We start from the raw sequence: 20,653 nt of genomic DNA, 5'->3' as shown, positions 1-20,653 counted from the left end.
AATTAATTTCTATGCGTTAAGATTCCGAGAGCAATTCCTTCATCTTTAAGCAATCATTCGGATGAAAGGCTGATGATTGTTTAGTGAAGTCACCCAGTATTTGTGTAGGACTATTCCCAAAAATAAGTATTCGTTGTCCAAGAAAAAGAGCCTCGTGTAAATCATGTGTCACTAATAAAACGGTTGGTTGATAGTCCAACCAAAGTGTATGGACTAACTGCAACATTTCCTTTTTTAAACGGACATCCAGTGACTGGAATGGTTCATCCATTAATAAAAGAGCTGGTTGATTAACCATCGCTCGAATAAGTGAGACTCGCTGTTTCATACCTCCACTTAATTGATGCGGATAGTGTGCTTTATTGTGATAGAGCCCTGCAATTTTTAATAATTGATTTATCCGTTCCACATCAACTGTCTCACTGACCCATGCAATATTTTCAAATACGGTGAGACTAGGAAGAAGACGTGGCTCCTGAAAAACATAGCCTAAAGATCCAGTAGGAGAGCTTATTAGCCCTGAATCGGGTGATATAAACTTTGCAATAAGCCTTAATAATGTCGTTTTTCCGATACCTGAAGAGCCTAAAATACATGTCACTGTTTGAGGGGCAATTTGTAATTGAAACTGCTTAAAAATTTCCTTTTGATTTCTTGAAAAGGATAGATTCTCAAGGATTAACATAGGCTAAGCTCCTTTCTAAAGATGTACAGGAATAATACTAGATAGATTGCTTTAGTAGTCTTTGTAGGAAAAACTCCATAGCTAGACCAACTAATGCAAGTATGATCGTCCAGGCAAACACTGTTGGGGTATCAAAGAAAACACGTGCTTGACTAAGCTGCTGACCAATCCCTCCATGACCCACAATTAACTCTGACATGACAATTGTCTTCCACCCCATTCCAACTGCTATTAATAGGGCTGAATGTAAGTAAGGTGATAATTGTGGAAAATAAATATCTCTTATCACTTTCTTACGAGAAACTCTAAAACATTGAGCTATTTCGAGCAGTTCTTGAGGAGTTTGAAGTATCCCTTTCATGACATTAAAGAAAAAGATAGGCACTAAAGTGACGAAAATAATAAAGATTTGAGCACCACCCTGTTCTCCAAACCATAAAACCGTAAATAACATCCATGAAACGGGAGGGATGGATTGAGCTAATGTAATAAGCGGTTTTATAAAATCCTTTAACTTATTTGATAAACCTGCTGCGATTCCTAAAATACTACCCAATAACAAAGACAGCAGTATTCCAATAAGAAAGGACAGTATTGTAATAAAAAAGGCGGACCAAAACACAGGGTTTCCTAATAGTTTGAATAAGACAGAAACAACTACAATAGGGCTAGGTAATAGTACGTCAGGATAATTAGTAGCTAATATAATCCAGAAAAGTATTAGTACGATCATGCTACCTGTTGAACGAAGTAGACTATTCATTGTAATAGAAGTCTTCATTAGGTAATGCACCACCTATAGAGTCAGGTGCAATCTCTAGTAAAATCTTAAAATAAGCTTCTGTTTCATTCCGCGCTTGTTGAGCTGTTTGAAAGTGTAAGGAGCTATTTGTTAATGCACTTTCCATGATTTTTTCATTGCTTTTGAAAAAATCACTCAATAAGGGCAAGGAAACATCAGGCTGTTGATATAAATCAGTAATTGCTTGTTCAGAAAGCGCTTGAAATTGTTTAATAGCATGTTGGTTACTAGATGCCCAAGCCTTATTTACAAAAATACCGGTTTGAGGTAATTGTTTGCTAAATTGTTTCTGCCATACTTCTTCAAAATTGATGGCAATATGTAAATCTGTCTGTAAATTAGCTTGCACTATACTTAACAATGGCTCTGGAATAACAACATGTTGAATAGCTCCTGATGCTAGTTGTTGACCAATTTCAGATAGATTGACAAAGGAGAGCTTAACACCTGGGATATTATTTTGAGCAATTAAGTAATTTGTTAAAATATCTGGTGGACCACCTTGACTAGGTACGAAAATAGTTTGATGTGCTAAATCTTCTAATTTTTGAACCTTGTCATACGTAGAAACAAGAAACATAGAGCCAAATGTATTGACTTGAATAAGCTGTAAAGGCATACCTTTTGCATATAGATTTGCCCCCATATTAAGAGGAAGTGCAATAAATTGTGCTTGTTTTTTTTGTATTTGAGCTAAAAGGGTATCTGCTGTTTCCCAGGTAATAAGTTCAATATCCTTCTGTTGCTCTGCCAATAAGATACTTGGAAAAATAGCTGGCGATTTAGGTGCACTAATAGTAGCTTTAAGAGTTTGCTGTTCTTCTGAATTCTGATCCCCCGTGGTTGCTTGAGATGATTTCTCTGAGCAGCCACTAATAACGGCAGTTGTTAGTAAGACAATAAAAAATAAAAAATAAAATTTCTTCAAAATAGTATTCCTCCTTGTTGAACTTCTGTACAATTCAATTAAGAATTATTCTCAATTATAAACTTTCGGAAAAAAAGAACTATCCCATATTTCTGGGGGGAGGTAGGTTTTTATGAAGGAAGCACACTATTGGCAAAGAAAATCTGAACAATGCTTCAAGCACAGCAAAAATTCATTTGAATATCGTCAATTGATGATAGAAGCTCTAAGAACACATATAAATTTTGATGCTTATTGCTGTACATTAACGGATGCACATACACTTTTTTCAGTAGGAGCAGTCACAGAAAAATCAATAGAGGCGATTCATCAGAAGATTATGGAGTTGGAATATACGACAGAAGATGTAAATAGATATGGATTCTTAGTTCAAAGTGGGCAAAACATAGGCAGGTTAAGCGATTCCTCAAGTCGAAGCTTTCGCTATAGAGAAGTTTTAATGCCCAATGGTTTTAGTGATGAAATAAGAGCTGCATTAATTTATCAAGGACAATGCTATGGTTTTTTAACACTATTCAAAAGAGCTGAAAATGAACAGCCTTTATTTAAAGATCAAGATGTGATGCTTATAAAAAGACTGATGCCAATTATGGGTGAATCATTAAAGAAGTTCTATCATTATATTATTGAGGAGAGGATTCCAGCTGTAGAACGGGAACAAGGCATTGTTATTTTTGATAAAGGGTTAAAAATTCTTTCAAGTAATACCAAAGCTTGTGAATTGCTAGCCATTTTAAGAAAGTATGAAAGTTTAGCAGAAATTCAAGTTCCTAAGCCTATTCAAGCTATCTGTGCAAAATTACTTGCTGACAAGTACAATTCAAATACTTCTTTAATAGTACCTATCAAAGATACAGGCTATATTGCTATTCGGGCTTCACTTTTGCTGACAAGCCAACAAGAACAGCAAATTGCTTTATTAATAAATGAAGCATCATCAAGAGAAATGCTCAATTTCTTAATAACAGCCTATAATCTTACCACTAGAGAAAAGGAAGTAGTATTTGAAGTTATTAAAGGGATTCCTACAAAAGAGATTGCTTATAATCTTGATATTTCAATCTACACGGTACAAGATCATTTAAAGGTAATTTTTCAAAAAGTAAATGTCTCAAATCGAAATGAGCTAGTATGGAAGATCTTTTCCCGATTCCAATTAGATTAATAAGGTGAACAATCAAAAGAATCTGCTAGCTTTCTAGCAGATTCTTCATTGTGTTGAAAAAAATGATGTCAACTTTTCCCTATCTTTCATACTTAGCTGTAGTGAACAAAATAGCCCGTTATTTGTATTACTAGAGAAAGAATAGGCTTTTTTTCATTGTAGAGAAGTGATGGGTGACAACACCTCTTCATAAAGAGTAGTGAAGACCTCCACCTTATTTGAAAACCTTTGCTAAAAAGGTAACACTTTTGTGGGGCGGATTGGAAGGCTACTTGACTCCGGTGGGATAGCGAGACAGGCGAACCCTGCATGGAATGGAAGCGGATCAGCGCTCGCCTACAGGAAAGTAAGTATAAAGGAATTAAATCCATTTGATAGTTAAAAAGAAGCCAATAACTATACTTTAGCTACTAGTATCACTAATCATAATAAAAGGTTAAGAAAAATTAACCTAAAAAATGGAATAAATTCATAGTGAAATCTATTGACCTATAATATAATGAAAAAAAGGCTAAAAGCCACAAAATAAATGCAATAACAGACTTTTTATTTGGGTATTAAGTATTATTTATTACTAGGATTTTAAAAATCTGAATTTTGCGATAAATGAAGTATGGGAGATATAGGATATGACTCTATAATTAGTAAGCTATTCAAGAAAAGAAGGGGGCGAAAGGATGGAAGTAGAGCTTAAGTCTATTACGAAAGACGACGAGCCATTCCTTTACGAAGTCTATGCTTCTTCTCGTAGGAAAGAAATAGATTCATGGGGATGGTCTGCTGAACAAATACAGCACTTTTTAGAAATGCAGTGGTGCGCACAGCAAACCTCATATAGACAACAATTTCCACATGCAAGCCATTGTATTATTACTTCAGATGAGCAATATGTTGGAAGATTATTAACAGAAGATTTACCTGAGCAACTACATATAATTGATATTTCTATTTTGCCAAGTTTTCAAGGTAATGGAGTAGGATCTTATCTCATTAGCAATCTTCAGCAAAAGGCAAAAGAAGAAAATAAACCAGTGATATTACAAGTTCTTCATACAAATCCTGCAAGAAATCTATATGAGAGACTAGGATTTCATGTAGTGTCAACTGATGAACTCTATTTAAAAATGAGGTGGCAATAAACGTATCAAGTCTTTTAAAGCTGATTCCCGTCCATTATGAAAGACTAAAGAGAGGTGAATGTGGAGTGCCAATATCAAATTCGGCTTTACAGACATATGAAGAAAATTTACGGCAAACGATTCAGTACTTTTTTAATTTAGAGGGACAAATCGAAAATGTCATTGTACACATTGACAGCAGTATCAAAAACTATATTCAAAAAAAAGAAAGGAGATTTTTATTAGCAAGTAAAAAGAAAGAAAAACATCTCGAAGAAGTAAGAATACTACAATCGGATTTACAAAAATCTTTAATTGGTATGGCACATATTAAACAGCTACTTGTCAATGAAATAAACACTTTGCAAAAAAATAACAGAGAATTACAGCAAACTTTTAAGGAAATGCTTCCCCTACTTCCATTTGCAGTATCAAGCATCCCTTTTGAGACAAGTTTTTCTTCAAATGTTCAATTCAACATATTGCTGTCCCTCTTAATTGAAAAAGAGATAGTAACAAAATTACCCCTTCTAACTGCAACAATTGAATCGAGTCAAGTAAATGAAATAATAGTAACCCTAGACAATTTTGATGTGAACATAAAAGAGCAAATAAATGAAGCAAAAAGCAGTGTTGCTAAATTAATGTCAATCATTATGGATACTGAAAATGAATTGGACAAACTATTTGGCGATGTCGTCTCTAATTTAAATCAAAGTGATAAGTTGTCAGAATCGCCCTATACGCAACAGGATGTCATTACAGAGATTAAGAGCAAGGGAGAGCAGTTGAAAATATGGGCGGACCATTATCAAATGCTTCATACAATGTTTGAAAAAGATATGGAATTCCAAGAAGCTATACATCTAACGGCAAAAGTATTAAGCGAAAGTTTAGAGGAACCAGCACAAATCTATCAAAACCAGAGAGTTTTACAAGGAGCTTATCTACTCGAAACAGGTGCGAACTATGTGACATTAGCACAAGATGTAAAGCTATCAGAACAACAGGCAAAGCTGTTAGTAGCAGCATACTTATTGCTAAACCAAGAGAGCATAGCAGTAGTTGCTGAAGAAGTGAATTTAGAATTTATGGAGATTGAAGCTTTTTATAAAGAAAATAAAGAATTATTTTCTTTAATTATTTCCTAATCAGAAAGGAGAAAATGCTATGCCAATTTCGGAATATCAATTAGACAACTATGTAAAGGAACTTCAACCCAGTATTAAAAATATAATTGAACTAGAAGACAAGCTTGGAAAAGCCGGTGGAGATATAGACAGTATTTTATCTAAATTAAAAGATGAAGGATTTGACCTAGGTGCATGGCTTGGTGACAATCTATTTCGGACAGATAACCCGAAAAGGAAAGAAACAGCTATTCAACTGTTAAATGACTTAAACAATGAATTAAGTAATGCAAAAATTGATTTAAATATTTTAAAGCATGATATCCAAGATGAATTAAATACTTTATTAAAAGAGTATGGGGATTGGAAAACTTACTTTGATAATAGGTTACCATTTATTGCGTTTTCCATAGCTGTACCTAAATTCCAGGCTTTTAATCCCTTTCATCGATTAATGCTAGGGTTTGTATTAACCGTCGTATTGAAAGATATATTACTACCAATATTTGAGGTATTAGGGTTAGGTGTTGTAGGTCTTATTGTTGTGGTGGTGTTAATAGATGGAATAATTCAAGGCGAAAAAAGAATGGAGCTATTTGAAAATATCCAAAAAGAAACAAAGGCTGCGATGGAGGATGTTAAAAAGTTAAGACAGGATATCAATGATGTGCAGGTGCAAGTAAATGCCTTTTTTGAAGATGTGGCAAAGAGCTTTCAAGAAACAGGCTTGTTAACAAAGCCATATACAAACCATCAGGAGCTAGTATCGTTCGTTAAACAACAGGCTGGCACATTAAGACGTTGGTCGGATCAATATGATTCGATGAAGCGAATGATTAATAAAGGCTTAGATATTGAATTTTCAGCAGAAGTTGTTGCTGCAAATCTAGTAAATAAACAAGATGATGAAAATGAATTAGACAATTACAGCAAACTGTTAATGGGTGCCTACCTTATTGAAATGGGAGAGCAAAATAGTGTAGTTTCTCAAAAGCTTGATATGTCCCTAGAAAGAATTAAAAAAGTAAAAGCAACCTACATGTTATTTAAAATGCATACACCAGATGAAATTGCACAAGTCTTGGAAATGGATGTAAACGAGGTCATGACAATTCAAGAGACAAATAGCGATTTAATAGCAATTGTTAGCTAAAAAATAATTTTAGAATGGATGGATAATATGGCGATTACAGAAGCGACATTAGCAACCTATGTAGAAGAATTACAACCTTCCCTAAAAAATATTTATGAGGTAGAAGACAAGCTGGCTGAATGTAAAGAGGGAATTGATAGTATCATTTCTAAGCTATTGGACGAAGATTTAGAGATTAGTGCTTGGATTGGAGACCATATATTTCGTACAGATAATCCAGAGCGAAAGGCACAAGCAATTAAGCTTTTAAAAGAGCTGAAAAGTGAGTTAAGTGGAACATCAATTGACTTAAATATTTTAAAGCATGATATCCAAGATGATTTAAATAGTTTGCTAATGGAATTCCTAGAATGGAGAAAGTGCTTTAAAAATACGTTGCCATTGATTTCTTTATCAATCGTTGTGCCTTCTTATAAAAAAATCACTTTAGATAAATATGTTGCGCTTACATTATTTGTTGTGAATCAATGGATTGGAAAAATAAAAGTGCTGGATAGCTTAGTAGCAAAACTTGGTACGCTTGGCGCAATAGCAGCTGTCCTTTATCTTATTACAGGAATTATTCAAGGGGAATTACGCAAAGAGTATTTTGAAAATATTCAAGCAGAAACGAATAAGGCAAAAGAGGATTTAACTAAGACAAAAGAAGAGATTAATCGTGGCCAAAGTCAAGTTAATGCTTTCTTTAAGGATCTTGCAAAGACTTTTAAGGAGACGGGACTTTTACACGATACGGATGTAAATCATCGAGAGCTTGTTTTCCTAGTAAAGGAACAAAACTATACATTACGCAAATGGGCGGATCAATTTAATGCTATGAAAAGGATGCATGAAAAAGGGATGGATTTATCCGTAGCAGCGAGTATAGCTGCAGAAGCATTATGTAAAAACGTTGTGGACCAAAATGAGTTACAAAAAGTCACTAATACTTTATTAGGTTCGTATTTGATTGAGAACCATACGGATTTAGCTGAAATCTCCAATATTTTAAAAGTCTCTGGAGATCAAGCAAAGAAAATAAAAGCTATGTATATGTTATTTACAAAGCATACACCATCCGAGATAGCAAGAGTTTTAGAAATGGAAATTCAAGAAATCGAAGCTATACAAGAAGAAAATAAGGATATTTTAGCGAGTGTTGCTTAATATTGTTTGAAATTTCAGGAAAGAGGTGAGTGGCAAAGCAAAAATGAAAGATAAAGTGAAATTGCGAGTGGCATTAAGTGAAGAGGAAGATACCCTTTATTCATTATTTGTATCTACAAGAAAAAATGAATTTGCCATATTAGAATTGGATGAGCAACAAATAGAAGGTTTATTACGTATGCAATACGATGCTCAAAAAGCTTCTTATCAGCAACAATTTCCTAATGCCAAATATGAAATCATAATGTATGAAGGTGTAGGTATTGGTAGATTAATAACCGAGGTACAGCAAGAAGCAATACGTCTGATTGATATTTTCATACTTTCTGAATTTAGAGGTAGAGGAATCTGTACAGTGCTATTGAGGGAATTTCAGCATGTAGCTGCTGAATCTAGATTGCCAATAGAATTAACTGTGTTGATGGGGAATCCTGCACAGAGGTTGTATGAGAGATGTGGGTTTGTTGTTACCGGAGAGGTAGTGCCGCATGTGATGATGGCGTGGCATAGGAAATAATGAATGTTTCTTTGAACTTACTAAGTAGTTTTGTCATTGGAGTTAAAGTGAGGGAACTGCCGATTTTTAAATGATTGGAATACTTATACGATTTTTAAGTTAACTATGAGTGTCGGAGAACCTTTCAAGCGTATTTGTATTAAAGGAAATTTCCCTCAGTAAGAATAAATAAAATTAAAGTGAGGTATAAAATTATGGCCGAAATGTATATGGGATCTATTGTTGCATGGCCAGCACCATTTGCTCCAAAGTACTGGGCATTTTGCAACGGTCAAGAACTTCCAATTCAACAGAATCAAGCTTTATTTGCTGTATTAGGAAATCGATATGGTGGAGACGGAAAGAATACTTTTTGTTTACCAAACTTAAATGGACGTGTGCCAGGAGGCGCGTGTGGGAATGGGGGAATGGGAGGAACTATACCACAAGGAGTCACTCCGTGTAATCTAGGACAGACTGGCGGTGTGGAGAAAATAACCCTTTCTCCATTAAATATGCCACAACATACTCATAGTGCAACTACGTCTACATCTAATCTAACAGTAAGTAATATGAACGTTGCAATCCCAGCCTCCTCTCAAGGGGGAGGAAGTAATTCACCAAATAATGCAAGCCTTGCAGCCTCTGTAGATCAAGGTATGGGAACAGCAGATTTTTATACAGCGGGAACTACGGATACAAACTTGAAGCCATTTTCTGTCTCAGGTGGAACAGTGAGTGGGAATGTAACAACCACGATTGCGCCAGCGGGACAATTGGCGCCTTCTGCATTGGATATTCGGCAGCCTTTCCAAGCATTGAATTTTATCATATGTATTCAGGGGATATTTCCTAGTCAACAGTAGGTGTTGCAAAATGCTAGGTTCATATAACATTTCTTTATTTGATACATAGAAGGAATAGTTTTGTTGGAGGAGATATTTATGAGACAACGTTATAAGAAAATAGTAAGTATCCTACTAATCTTTCTATTATTTTTTCAATGGATACCCAGTACATTTGCTGATTTTACACTAGCAACACCACCAAGTGTAAACTATAAAGCAGTGGCTTATGGTGATGGTAAATATGTAGTTACTGATACTACTGGTAAGGCTTATTATTCAACAAATGGATCATCATGGACACAATCAACTATTATAACTTCCTTACAAACAATTAACTCAGTAGTTTATGAAAATAATCATTTTATGGCAGTTGACAATTCATCTAATTTTTATACGTCATCAGATGGGCAAACATGGACAACAGCTACTTCAGTAGATAGTAGCACCCCTCTTCATTCAGTAACATATGGATATAATAAATATGTTACTGTTGGTAATTTAGGTAATATGTATGTTTCAAGCAATGGGGTGACATGGCAAAAAAAAACCCCACAGACAAATCATCTTTATGGTGTAATATACGCTAATAATCAATTCGTCGCAGTAGGTGCTGGTGGAACGATATTAACATCTCCAGATGGGGAAAATTGGTTATTGCAAACCTCTAATACCAAAAATATTTTAAGATCTGTAATTTATGCAAATGGTCAATATGTGGTCGTTGGTCAAAATGGAACGATTCTCACCTCACCAGATGGGGTATATTGGACAATTCAATACAATTTACCAGTAGATGCAATGTCTTTCCTCTTAACTAGTGTATCTTATGGAAATGGTCATTATGTAACAGTTGCAGCTTCTGGTAAAGTATATTACTCTAAAAATGGAATAAATTGGTATGAACAAGCGGTTGGTTTAGGTAAAACTATTTTACAGGGGGTTACTTATGGAAATGGCCAGTTTGTAGTAGTTGGTAATAGTGGAACTATACTGTATGGGAATCCAGATGTACCGACTCAAGCACCCGCAGTTATAACCTTAACCCCAGCGACAAATATTACGAGTACAGGTGCAACGGTAGGTGGGGAGGTAACTTTTGATGGAGGGGCCGAGATTACAGAACGTGGAATTGTGTATTCAACGAGTACCGAACCAACTACGGAGAATAGTGAGAAAGTAACTGCTATTGGAACAACGGGAGCGTTTAGTGTCGATCTATCAGGTCTTAATCCAAGTAGTACTTATTATTACCGAGCGTACGCGAAAAATTCGGTGGGGACTAGTTATGGTGAAAATGAGATGTTTGAGACACTAACTGTTTTGCCAGAATTGGGAGGCACGGTAAGCATCACAGGAGAGGCTAAGTATGATGGTGTGCTAACCGCGGATATTAGTGGTATCACGTATACACCAACAACGACAGCGGATGTGCCAACCTATCAATGGTATAGAGGGAACACGGTAATTCCAGGAGCGACCTCATTCACATATACGTTGGCAGAGGCCGATATCGGTGAGAAACTCAAGGTTACAGTTAGTGCCGATGGAACGCATGCGACAGGAAGTGTAACGAGTGGAGCGACGGCAACTGTGGAAAAAGCGAATGGTCCAAGTGCACCGTCAGCACCAACTGAAGCCAGTAAAACGCCGACAAGTATTACGCTAAATGGAGTAGCAGATCAAGAATACAGTAGAGATAACGGGACGACCTGGCAGGATAGTCCAATCTTTAGTGGACTCACTTCAGATACGGAATATATTTTTATCACGAGAGTGAGAGAAACTGCGACTCATAAGGCATCACTAGTAAGTGCAGAGGCACCAATCCAAACTCAACCTGTAGCGATTCCAGTAATAGGAGGCACGGTAAGTATTGCAGGAGAGACACAGTATGGAAACGTATTAACCTCGGATATTAGTGGCATCACGTATACACCAATAACGGCATCAGATGTACCAACCTATCAATGGTATAGAGGGAACACGGTAATTCCAGGGGCGACCTCGTCCACGTATGCATTGGTAGAGGCGGATATTGGTGAGAAACTCAAGGTTACAGTTACTGCCGATGGAACGAATGCGACAGGAAGTGTAACGAGTGAAGTGACGGCAACTGTGGAAAAAGCAGATGGACCAAGTGCTCCATCAGCACCAACTGAAGCCAGTAAAACAACAACAAGTATTATGGTACATGGAGTAGCAGGTCAAGAATATAGTAAAGATAACGGGACGACCTGGCAGGATAGTCCGATCTTTAGTGAACTTACTCCTAATACTGGGTATATGTTTATCACGAGAGTGAAAGAAACGGCAACTCATAAAGCTTCGTCAGTGAGTATAGGAACACCGATCCAAACTCAACCTGTAGCGATTCCAGTAATAGGAGGCACGGTAAGCATCGCAGGAGAGACAAAGTATGGCAGCATGCTAACCGCAGATATTAGTGGGATCACATATACGTCAACGACGATAGAAGATGTGCCAACTTATCAATGGTATAGAGGGAACACGGCCATTTCAGGGGCGACCTCACCTACGTATACGTTAGTTCAAGCAGATATTGGTGAGACGATTAAAGTTACAGTCACTGCCGATGGAACGAATGCGACAGGGAGTATAACGAGTGGTGAAACAGCTTTCGTGGAAAAAGCGGATGGACCAAGTGCTCCGCCAGCCCCAACCGAAGCCAGTAAAACATCGACAAGTATTACGCTAAATGGGGAAGTAGGTCAAGAATATAGTAAAGATAACGGGGCAACGTGGCAGGATAGTCTAATTTTTAATGGACTAATCCCTGAAACGGAGTATACATTTATCACGAGAGTGAAGGAGACACCCACTCACAAGGCATCACTGGTAAGTACAGGAACATCGATCCAAACACAAACTCAACCTGTAGCGGTTCCAGAAATGGGAGGTACGATAAGTATCACGGGAGAGACGAAGTATGGAAGCGTGTTAACTGCAGATATTAGTGGGATCACGTATACGCCACCAACGACAGCAGATGCACCAACCTATGAATGGTATCGAGGGAACACGGCCATTTCAGGAGCGAACTCTTCCACATATATGTTGGTTCAAGCAGATATTGGAGAGACGATTAAAGTAAGAGCCAGTGCCGATGGAACAAATGCAACAGGAAGTGTAATGAGTGGGGAAACAACTATTGTGGAAAAAGTGGATGGACCAAGTGCTCCGCCAGCCCCAACTGTAGCCAGTAAAACATCGACAAATATTACGCTAAATGGGGTAGTAGGTCAAGAATATAGTAGAGATAACGGAACAACGTGGCAGGACAGTCCGATCTTTAGTGAACTAACGCCTGATACAGAGTATACGTTTATCACGAGAGTGAAAGAAACGGCGACGCACAAAGCTTCATTAGTAAGTGCAGGAACCCTAGAGAATACTTCTGTGATTAGTACGTTTACTATCACCTACAACGGCAATACAAACACAGGGGGCACTGCTCCAACAGATAGTGAAACGTATGAGCAAGGAGAAACTGTAACAGTTCTGGGTAATATAGGAAATCTAGTAAAAGTGGGTTACACGTTTGAGGGCTGGAACACGCAAGCAGATGGAAGAGGAATAGATTATGCATCAGCTTCAACTGTCCTTATGGGTAGTGGAAATATCATATTATATGCAAAATGGAATCCAGTGACTGTAACACATACGGTAAGCTTTGATGTAGCAGGGGGAAGTGCTGTCTCTAATCAGACGGTAGTACACGAAGGAAAAGCAAGTCAGCCAACAAAAGCGCCAACGAAAGCTGGCTATACATTTGGTGGCTGGTATACAAATAATGCCTACACAACACCATATAACTTTAATACTGTAATTACAGCAAACACAGTGATCTATGCAAAATGGATTAGTAATAATACAGGTGGCGATAATACTGATCCTTCACCAAATCCTGATTCAGGTTCATCAACACCTTCAACCAATGTAGAGGAAATTGTAGTAGATGTAGAATCTGGAAATGGTGATGTAGTTTCAAAAACAACGATAAAACGAGCAAAAAATGTAGAAAACACGATGAATGATGATGTCACATTAACAGCAGTAAGCGCCACAGAGACAATTAGGAAATTAAAGGAACAAGGGAATGATAAAGCAAGGATTATCATCCCAGACGAGAAGGATCAAGTAAATCAAGTCCAAGTGTCCATTCCGAAAAATGTGCTGTCAATTTTGCAAAATGGAGCAGTCCATCTCGAAATTGTTACCGATAACGTTAGAATTGAAGTGCCAAAAACTTCATTGGAAATGTTTAATGAGAATCTATACTTCCGACTCGTTCCTATAAAAGGGCATGATAAACAGCTAGAGATTGAAGAACAAGCCAAAAGGGAAACCGTTGTGCAGCAATTGGTAGAAGGTGGGGTTGTAAAGTTGCTTGGTCGTCCAATGACCATCGAAACCAATATGCAAAGCCGTCCTGTTAAATTAACAATGCCGTTGCCTACAGATTTAACAGATGGACAACTTGCCAATTTGGCGATCTTTATCGAGCATAGTGATGGCACAAAAGAAGTTGTACGTGGGAAGATTGTAGAATATCAAAAGGGAATAGGTTTACAGTTTGAGGTGAATAAGTTCTCCACCTTCTCCATTCTCTACTTACCAGAGAAGGAAGAAGTGAAGGAACCAACTACTGAGGGGGTTACCCATCTACCTTACATTCAAGGCTATCCAGATGGTACCTTCCGTCCAAATGCTCCTGTTACAAGGGCACAGATGGCAAGTATGTTTGCTCGTCAATTAACAGGTAACGCCATACCGCAAGCAAAGGCAACCTATACAGACACATTCCAACATGATGCTAAAGATGCAATCGAATTTGCGAAGGAAAAGGGTCTGTTTAAAGGGGTTACAGCAACGAACTTTAATCCAAACGGCTTGATTACGCGTGCACAGATGGCTACAGTGGCAGCCCGCTGGATAGAACAGCAATGTGTAGAACGTCCTGATGCAGATTTCTGTCCACCAACCTCACAAAGTGCAGTATTCAAAGATGTGAGTGTCCATCATTGGGCAGGGCAAGCAATTGATACTGTCAATGCAGCGGAAATTATGACAGGAATAACAGCAGATACATTCAATCCAGATGGATTTTTAACACGTGCACAAGCAGTGAAGGTATTAAATCGACTGTTTGAACGTCAAGTTCTTATTGAAGATCAAACACCATTATTTAAAGATGTTCCAAAACACCATTGGGCATTTTATGAGATTCAAGAAGCCGCAAAAAAATAACCAAAAAGAGGGTACGCGATTCGTAATGTAATCGCAGTGCCCTTCTTTTTCATGGCTCGAAATGGAATTTATATCCCGAACCCCTCACTGTTATAATCTTTGCTCTATGGCCAGCAACGGATTCTAGCTTTTTTCGTAAATTACTAATATGAACCTTCAATGCCTGTGTATGCCCGATACTTTCCTCTGCCCAAATAAGCTTATACAGCTCTGATGGGGGAAAAATTTGTCCTGGTCGTTGTGCTAGAAAGAAAAAAATTTGAAATTCCTTTGTAGATAGGGCTAATGCTGTGTTACCGATATATACTCTTCCAGAATGAACATGAAAGTGAAAATCCTCTATTATATGAGCTTCTTCCTCTATGTGGTGTACAGCAGCTTTAACATGAAATTGCTTTCTACGCATGGATATTCTCTTGATTGTCTTCATTAAACGCTCTTTCTCAATAGGCTTTAAAATATAGTCAACAGCCTGTACATTAAAAGCTTCTATTGCAAAACGTTCATATGCAGTGACAAATACAATGTCCATTAAAAAAGGAAGGTCTGCAATCTTACTAGCAAATTCAATACCATTCATTTCGGCCATATCTATATCTAAAAAAAGAATATCAGGTTTGAGTGTAGGGATGTTTGCAATAGCTTCTAGTGGATTTACGAATTTTCCGATAATAGTAACATCGCTATTATCATGTAACGTGGCTTCTAATAAATTGATTGCTAAAATTTCATCATCTACTATGATGGCTTTCAACATTTTTTCACCTCTTATCATCTAAATTTAGAATATTATGTAGCGCAACTGTACTAAATAAATTTTTCGTCATCAGTTTTATACTTGCCTGTAGCAATGGAAGCTGGATTCTGAAATTATTCGATTCTGTAAATTATGTAATTTATTAGTATGTAAAACACATTTATCGTCCAATCTAACTGGATCATTACTTACAATAAAGCAATTTTTTTCTCCTTTAACTGATTTAAGTTTATTAGTATTCTCGTACTTTAGTAAATGAGATGCATTTCCCATATCGTGATGTATTATGAGGGGATAATAAAATATGCCTTTCTACCCATAGTATAGCATGCCAATAGTTAACAAATAATAGATTAAAGCGTGTATCATAATCTAATGATAAAAATTTTAAGCTAAGTGTATTTGTGCATTTTGTGTATTTAAAGTGCATATACTTACAATCACTCTGTTTTTTGCTTATAATGAGAAAGTCAGAATTATTTCTGAAAAAAGTAGCCACAAAGTGAGCGATTGCGATTGAAAAAATTATTATATGGTATCTTCTTTGTTGTTTTTATAGTCATTTTTTTGTACGTAAACAATCACTGGCTAGTCGTAAGTAAACATGTGTTTGAATCAGATAGTGTGCCTGACAGCTTTGATGGGCTACGCATTGTACAAGTTTCGGATTTACATGACGCTGTCTTTGGTGACAAGCAACAAAAATTGATTGCTAAGGTAAAGGATACAAAGCCTGATTATATTTTTATCACAGGTGACGTGATCGATAGTAATCGCTATAATTTAAAACAAAGCCTACAAGCAGTGGAAGGACTAGTTAAAATAGCGGATGTTTATTATGTACTAGGAAACCATGAGGTAGCGACGAATAAGGTGAATGAAATTTATGAGGCGCTGTCATCGTTAGGGGTACATATTATGGCCAACGAATCGACCGTGTTAGAGCGCGACGGGGAGCGCTTGGCGATTGTTGGTATTGAGGATCCGTTAATGGGTAGAACAACAGAAGATATGCTGGACATTGCAACGGCCTATTTGCCAGACGATATGTTTAAGTTGTTACTAGCACATAGACCAGAATTATTTAATACGTATGTAAATTATCACATAAATTTAGTATTTTCGGGACATGCGCATGGTGGGCAAGTTCGTATTCCTGGGCTTGGAGGACTTGTGGCACCAGGACAGGGGCTGTTCCCAAAATATACAGCTGGTGTCTACGAAGCAGGCGCGACGAAAATGGTAGTTAGTAGAGGGTTGGGTAATAGCACAGTACCATATCGTATTTTTAATCTACCAGAAATTATTGTGATGGATCTAAAGAAAAAATAAGCACTGCGTAAAAATTTACGCAGTGCTTTCAATTTGTTTGCGTTCTATACGTTTAACGAGGTAAATACTTATTTCATATAAAATAATCATCGGTATTAATACGAGTAACTGACTTATAAAGTCTGGTGGCGTGATAACAGCGGAGCCTACGCCCATTGCGATATAAGACCAGCCTCGTATTTTTTTCATGGATTCAGCAGTCAGTACACCAATGGCTGATAAGAATAGGGCAACAATCGGTAACTCAAATAATAGACCAAGCGGTACTGTAGTCATGATTAAAAAGTGCATATATTCATTTGCTGATACCATGACATCGAAATTGGTAGCCCCAATGCTTACTAAGAATGTATAGCTAAGTGGGTTAACGACGAAATAGCCAAAAGCTACTCCTACTAAAAATAGAACTAACATGATTGGTGCATAGAGGCCTAAAAATCGACTTTCCTCTTCTTTTAAGCCTGGTTTAATAAAGCTCCAAAGAAAGTGGACGAGGAAAGGCATTGCAAGACCAAAAGCTAAAGTTGTTGAAATCGTCATGTAAAATTTAACTACTTCTAGTGGTCCTAAAATAACGAGTGAGTGACCTCGCGTTATGAATGGAAACCAAATATTAATAGTAGAAAAGACAACAATGAAAAATAAAATAAAAACTGTTAACCCTTTGATAATTTGCTTACGTAAATCACTAAGATGCTCCAATAATGAGGTAACAGGTATCAGGGGTTCATCTGACACATGATCCTCTTCAATTGCTACCGTAGGTATTTCAACTAAAGCCTCCACTGGCTTTGGAGGCTCGGCTTGTGGTTTATCTAGAGGGCTTAAATATTTTCTTTTTCCGTCTTCATATGGATCCATAGGAAACCCTCCTACGAAGCATCAGATTTTTTTTCGACCTTTTTTACGGTATCATCTTCATCATCCATAAGTCCCTTAGTAGACTTTTTAAATTCTGCAAACGTTTTGCCAACTGCTCCACCGATTTCTGGTAATTTTTTTGGGCCAAATACAATTAATACAATCACTAAAATAATGATTAATCCAGGTACTCCAATTGCTCCTAGACCTCCCATAAGTCTTGCCTCCTTTAGAATGATTTTTTTATACTAATGAACCACCTGATTGACTGTATTTGATGACTCCCTCAGCACAACGGTAGGCAAGTGCCCCTAATGTGCCTGTTGGATTATAACCACTATTGTGTGCAAAGTTGCCTGCACTTACTGCGAAAAGGTTATCAACATCCCAGTGCTGTAAGTAATTATTCACAACCCCTTGTTCTGGTGTTAAGCTCATCACCGTACCACCTGTATTATGCGTTGTTTGGTAAGGTACGATATTGTAATCGGTAATTTCCGCGTTAGGGACAATAGTTTTTGCACCCATTTCCTTCATAATGTCAGCTGCACGTGCAGAGATATATTTATGAAGAGCTCGATCCTGATCAGTAAAATTGTATGTTAACTGAGTTAATGGCAGCCCGTAAGCATCCTTATAGGTAGGGTCCAGTGATATATAGTTTTCCTTATGTGGCATAGATGCTCCTTGCGCACCAATCCCAAATGAGCGTGTATAGTAATAAATAGATTGCTTTTTAAATTCTGGTCCCCAAGTAGGCGTATCAGGCGGAGTTGGATTTGAGCCGATTGGTCGCGTACCTGTCTGTGTAAGTGCAATATTACCTCCGTGAATAAAATCTAAATCACTATGGTCAAAATTATCACCATTGTAATCGTCTATACACATGCCTAACGAACCTGCACCCATAAATGTATTGTATTGTTCCTCGAAGAACCCAGCAGCACCAGGCAAAATTTGATAGCAATAGTTTCTGCCAAGTGTTCCTTTGCCAGTAGTAGGGTCATATCTTTCACCAATGTCAGAGACCATTAATAGCTTGGCATTATTAAAGACATAACTAGTTAAAACAACAGCATTAGCTGGCTGAATGAATTCTTCTCCCGAAACAGTATCGATATATCTTACACCTGTAGCCTTGTTACCCTGCTTTAAAATTTCAACAACATTGGAATTAAAGCGTAAATCAAAATTCCCTGTCTTCAGGGCTGTAGGGACAACAGTAATTTCTGCGGACGACTTTGCACCATATTCGCATCCAAAGCGTTCACAAAAACCACAATATTGGCAAGCGTTGATTGTTTCGCCATCTGGATTTTTATAAACCTCTGATACATTAGCTGATGGAACCATATAAGGTGTTAGCTTCAGGTTTGTTGCAGCTTTTTCGAATTGTGCAAGCATAGGCGTTTTTTTCATAGGCGGTGTTGGATAGGGATTCGAACGCTTTCCACTAAATTTATTTTTATCATCACCCGAAATACCAGCTGTTTTCTCGAACTTATCGAAATAGGGCTCAAGCTGATCATATGTTAATCCCCAATCCTGAATCAGATAATCTGGTCCAAGCTTATTTGGTCCATAACGTTTATCTGTTAATGTCTTGATTTGAAAATCATAGGGTAAAAATCGATAAGTCATTCCATTCCAATGTGTTCCTGATCCACCCAGACCCTCTCCAAGTAAGAAGGAGCCAAGCTGACGCATTGGTAATGCCTTCATATTGCGATCATTCCGAAAGCTTACGGTCTCTTTAGAAAGATTTTGCATTAAATCATATCGGATGGCATAACGGTATTCGTCATGAACATTTAAATAATCCTCGGTCCCACGCTTTTGACCTCGCTCTAAACCGACTACCTTTAAGCCAGCTTTAGCACATTCAGCAGCGACAATACCGCCAGTCCAACCTACACCAACTGTTACAACGTCTACACTCGGTAATGTTTTAGCCATTTTGTATCCCCCCCTAGTGGTTGCCTAATGGATTAGGCTCAATTTTTTGGAACTTGGCATCTTCTATCTGTGTAATATAAGCCATCTGGTGACCAGGGAAGCCCTTCATACGCCAGCCATCCATATTGCGATTTCCTCCATACATAGGGTCAGAATAAGCTCCCTCTAATGTAGCTGCTCGTAATAATGTAAAAAAGAACGCGGAAGTAACCCCAACCATTTCTATGTCACCTTTTTGGAAGGCAGTTAATATTTCATCCATTTGTTTGCCATCTAAATCGTTAAAGCTTTTCTTATAACGCTTTTGTGCTTCATCCTCCATTTTTTGAATACCCTGTCTAAAAATTTCCGCTCGCGTTAAACGGCTTTGATAGCCTTGAGTTGGGGCACCAACATCAAATGGACCTTGCATATATTCTTTAGAGTTACTTCCATAATTTCCTGCAAGTTGATGATCGATAAAATAGGGAACGTCTAAACCAATAGCTCCTGGTCCCAAATCGTCCTCTGGGAAGATACGTTCAGTGGCCTTTGATAAGATACTAAAATCTTTTTCATTTCTGAAGAACATCTTAGCTTTTGGTGAGCCTGTGGCCTCATTCGTTGTTTCATGACCACCATGCTCTAGGGTAGAAGTACCTTTACCATGGATGTTGTAACCAACTAATCCTCCAATTAAACCACCACCGACTAATGTACCAGCAGCAATACCTGTAGTTTTTAAAAAGTCTCGACGAGAAACATTATTTTTGTCTGAACTCATGGAAATCCTCCCCTCAAAATGTGTTAAACGGATCCTATCTTTAATAATCAGCAAAAAATGTGAATTATAATCAATTTTTGTTGGAAAATGTTTTAATTACCTCTATTAGCATGGTGTACTCTCCTTTTTAATGACAAGAGGGATCTATGAATTGAAAATTTTGTAGAAAATTGTTAGCACTATAAAGGTAGTGTAAATGGTATTATTATACATTTATTAATCATATTGGAAAACTTTTGTTGACT

17 protein-coding genes are annotated in these 20,653 nt (G+C 37.4%); 9 read left to right on the top strand and 8 right to left on the bottom strand.

The genetic code is table 11. The features are described from left to right. Positions 1–16: 16 nt before the first annotated feature. Genes C7B89_RS01865 through C7B89_RS01855 form a run of 3 tightly spaced genes read right to left on the bottom strand, consistent with a single transcriptional unit; the run spans position 17 to position 2,415 of the window. On the bottom strand, positions 17–685 hold the full coding sequence (locus C7B89_RS01865) for an ABC transporter ATP-binding protein (RefSeq protein WP_115673071.1): 669 nt from the start codon (positions 683–685) through the stop codon (positions 17–19). A 37-nt stretch (positions 686–722) separates the two neighbouring features. Beyond that, positions 723–1,466 (bottom strand): ABC transporter permease, encoded by a 744-nt coding sequence (locus C7B89_RS01860; protein ID WP_115673070.1) that lies wholly within the window; start codon positions 1,464–1,466, stop codon positions 723–725. Further along, on the bottom strand, positions 1,441–2,415 hold the full coding sequence (locus C7B89_RS01855) for an ABC transporter substrate-binding protein (RefSeq protein ID WP_115673069.1): 975 nt from the start codon (positions 2,413–2,415) through the stop codon (positions 1,441–1,443). Before C7B89_RS01855 ends, C7B89_RS01860 begins: the two co-directional genes overlap by 26 nt. 112 nt (positions 2,416–2,527) lie before the next feature. On the opposite strand from C7B89_RS01855, the gene C7B89_RS01850 reads away from it, so the two are divergent. The 8 genes from C7B89_RS01850 to C7B89_RS23185 all read left to right on the top strand — a co-directional run bounded on the left by C7B89_RS01850 (position 2,528) and on the right by C7B89_RS23185 (position 14,739). Further along, on the top strand, positions 2,528–3,580 hold the full coding sequence (locus C7B89_RS01850; RefSeq protein WP_115673068.1) for a helix-turn-helix transcriptional regulator: 1,053 nt from the start codon (positions 2,528–2,530) through the stop codon (positions 3,578–3,580). Between the two features lie 677 nt (positions 3,581–4,257). Further along, positions 4,258–4,719, top strand: a complete 462-nt coding sequence (locus C7B89_RS01845; RefSeq protein WP_115673067.1) for a GNAT family N-acetyltransferase — start codon at positions 4,258–4,260, stop codon at positions 4,717–4,719. Positions 4,720–4,784: 65 nt separating this feature from the next. Next, positions 4,785–5,849, top strand: coding sequence for a hypothetical protein (locus tag C7B89_RS01840; RefSeq protein ID WP_115673066.1), 1,065 nt, complete (start codon positions 4,785–4,787; stop codon positions 5,847–5,849). A gap of 19 nt (positions 5,850–5,868) precedes the next feature. Beyond that, positions 5,869–6,981 (top strand): hypothetical protein, encoded by a 1,113-nt coding sequence (locus C7B89_RS01835; protein WP_115673065.1) that lies wholly within the window; start codon positions 5,869–5,871, stop codon positions 6,979–6,981. 27 nt (positions 6,982–7,008) lie between these two features. Further along, positions 7,009–8,127 carry a hypothetical protein gene (locus C7B89_RS01830; RefSeq protein ID WP_115673064.1) on the top strand — a complete coding sequence of 373 codons (1,119 nt, stop codon included), beginning with the start codon at positions 7,009–7,011 and terminating at the stop codon, positions 8,125–8,127. A gap of 43 nt (positions 8,128–8,170) precedes the next feature. Next, the gene (locus tag C7B89_RS01825) at positions 8,171–8,644 is read left to right on the top strand and encodes a GNAT family N-acetyltransferase (protein ID WP_115673063.1); all 474 of its coding nucleotides are present in this window, start codon (positions 8,171–8,173) and stop codon (positions 8,642–8,644) included. Between the two features lie 194 nt (positions 8,645–8,838). Further along, positions 8,839–9,489, top strand: coding sequence for a phage tail protein (locus C7B89_RS01820; RefSeq protein WP_115673062.1), 651 nt, complete (start codon positions 8,839–8,841; stop codon positions 9,487–9,489). 78 nt (positions 9,490–9,567) lie between these two features. Further along, on the top strand, positions 9,568–14,739 hold the full coding sequence (locus C7B89_RS23185; RefSeq protein ID WP_244205550.1) for an S-layer homology domain-containing protein: 5,172 nt from the start codon (positions 9,568–9,570) through the stop codon (positions 14,737–14,739). 49 nt (positions 14,740–14,788) lie between these two features. Here the strand turns inward: C7B89_RS23185 and C7B89_RS01810 are convergent, their stop codons facing one another. Beyond that, positions 14,789–15,496, bottom strand: a complete 708-nt coding sequence (locus C7B89_RS01810; protein WP_048390790.1) for a response regulator transcription factor — start codon at positions 15,494–15,496, stop codon at positions 14,789–14,791. A gap of 516 nt (positions 15,497–16,012) precedes the next feature. Between C7B89_RS01810 and C7B89_RS01805 the strand changes: the two genes are divergently transcribed. Then, on the top strand, positions 16,013–16,828 hold the full coding sequence (locus tag C7B89_RS01805; RefSeq protein ID WP_054548899.1) for a metallophosphoesterase: 816 nt from the start codon (positions 16,013–16,015) through the stop codon (positions 16,826–16,828). Between the two features lie 15 nt (positions 16,829–16,843). Here C7B89_RS01805 and tatC read toward each other — a convergent pair whose 3' ends face one another. The 4 genes from tatC to C7B89_RS01785 are packed head-to-tail and all read right to left on the bottom strand — an operon-like array spanning position 16,844 to position 20,408. Continuing rightward, complete coding sequence (gene tatC, locus C7B89_RS01800; RefSeq protein WP_048390786.1) at positions 16,844–17,689, bottom strand: twin-arginine translocase subunit TatC; 846 nt, start codon at positions 17,687–17,689, stop codon at positions 16,844–16,846. Positions 17,690–17,700: 11 nt separating this feature from the next. Further along, positions 17,701–17,904: a twin-arginine translocase TatA/TatE family subunit gene (gene tatA / locus C7B89_RS01795; RefSeq protein ID WP_048390784.1), complete on the bottom strand. Its 204-nt coding sequence runs from the start codon at positions 17,902–17,904 to the stop codon at positions 17,701–17,703. 28 nt (positions 17,905–17,932) lie between these two features. Next, positions 17,933–19,645: a GMC family oxidoreductase gene (locus C7B89_RS01790; RefSeq protein WP_004233912.1), complete on the bottom strand. Its 1,713-nt coding sequence runs from the start codon at positions 19,643–19,645 to the stop codon at positions 17,933–17,935. A gap of 13 nt (positions 19,646–19,658) precedes the next feature. Then, positions 19,659–20,408 (bottom strand): gluconate 2-dehydrogenase subunit 3 family protein, encoded by a 750-nt coding sequence (locus C7B89_RS01785; RefSeq protein WP_054548901.1) that lies wholly within the window; start codon positions 20,406–20,408, stop codon positions 19,659–19,661. Between the last annotated feature and the right edge of the window lie 245 nt (positions 20,409–20,653).

The organism is Lysinibacillus capsici (genome assembly GCF_003367505.1).
Taxonomy (GTDB): domain Bacteria; phylum Bacillota; class Bacilli; order Bacillales_A; family Planococcaceae; genus Lysinibacillus; species Lysinibacillus capsici.
The sequence above is the reverse complement of the archived record's forward strand: the minus strand, read 5'-3'. Positions and strand labels throughout refer to the sequence as shown.